Source organism: Mesorhizobium sp. M7A.F.Ca.ET.027.02.1.1, from assembly GCF_004022985.1.
Classification (GTDB): domain Bacteria; phylum Pseudomonadota; class Alphaproteobacteria; order Rhizobiales; family Rhizobiaceae; genus Mesorhizobium.
Window position 1 is genome coordinate 1 of record NZ_RZOL01000751.1, and the last position, 1,329, is coordinate 1,329.

1 protein-coding gene is annotated in these 1,329 nt (G+C 65.0%); it reads left to right on the forward strand.

The genetic code is table 11. From position 1 onward, the window contains the following. Positions 1-79 precede the first annotated feature (79 nt). Positions 80-1,270, forward strand: coding sequence for an integrase core domain-containing protein (locus tag EN749_RS35860; protein WP_128364946.1), 1,191 nt, complete (start codon positions 80-82; stop codon positions 1,268-1,270). The last annotated feature ends 59 nt before the right edge of the window (positions 1,271-1,329 follow it).

The window sequence follows — 1,329 nt, forward strand, 5'->3', positions numbered from 1 at the left end:
TGTCCGAACCGGATAGATAGGTAACAGAATGGACTGATTAGATGGGTGACAGTTTTCTTGTCCGCCGGGAGGACCGGCGATGGTTTGGCGAGAGACTGGCATCATGGATGAGCGGCTTCGGTTTGTTGTGGAATGCCTTTCTGGCGAGGAGACGATGACGCAGCTGTGTACTGCCTTCGAGATCTCGCGCAAGACCGGGTACAAATGGCTTGGACGCTACCGGGAGTTCGGGCCGGAAGGCCTGCATGATCTGCCGCGGGCGCCGCTCGAGCACGGCCGGGCAACGGCAGCGGAGCTGGTGGAGCGGATCGTGGCGGAGAAGGAAGCGCATCCGCTGTGGGGGCCCAAGAAGATCATGGCCCGGCTGAAGCGTGCGGAGCCCTGCTGCGGTTGGCCTGCGGTCTCGACGGCCGGTGAGATCCTGAAGCGGCATGGACTTGTGGGGCGTAAGCGCAGGCGCTGGAAGGCGGCCGGCAACGGTCCATGGCCGGAGCCCGAGGGGCCGAACGCGCTGTGGACGGGCGATCACAAGGGCTGGTTCCGGACTGGCGACGGGTGGCGCTGCGAGCCGCTGACGGTGATGGATGGGGCGTGCCGCTATCTTCTGGCGCTCGAAGCGACGGGTTCGACGGCGGACGCCGAGGCCTGGCCGGTGTTTGAGCGCCTGTTTGAAGAGCATGGGCTGCCGGATCGGTTCAGAAGCGACAATGGCCCACCCTTCGCATCGCCTGGCGTCACGGGTCTGACGCCGCTTGCGGCGCGCTTCATCAAGCTTGGCATCGCTCTTGAGCGCATCCAGCCGGGCAAGCCGCAGCAGAACGGGCGCCATGAGCGCTTCCACCTGACCATGCTGCCGATGGCCAAGGCACCGGAGGCCGACAGGGCGGCTCAAGCTCAGGCTTTCGAGGCCTTCCGGCGCAGCTACAATGAGGAGCGCCCGCACGAGGCGCTTGGCATGGGCACCCCGGCGCAGCATTACCGTCCCTCGACCCGTCCCATGCCTAAGACGATCCCCGAGCCGGACTATCCGGCCGAGGCGGCGGTGCGCAGCGTGCGCCAGAACGGCGCCGTCAAATGGCAGGGCGCAGAGATCTACGTCTCGGCCACGCTGGCAGGCGAGCCGATTGCCATCGAAGAGACTGAGAACGGCCAATGGGCGGTGCGCTTCCATGCCCATCCGCTCGGCTTCATCGACCACAAGCACAGGAAACTGGTTCGCCGCAGCGCCGCGCCAACCCAACCGCTTGGCGCTGCCGCGAACCCATCATAAGGGGGAAAACTGTTACCTATCTATCCGGTTCAAACTGTTACCCATCTATCGGCTGGACA

Excerpts from the sequence above, each read along its gene's own strand:
- EN749_RS35860 (WP_128364946.1), top strand. The coding sequence starts at position 80 with ATGGTTTGGCGAGAGACTGGCATCATGGATGAGCGGCTTCGGTTTGTT.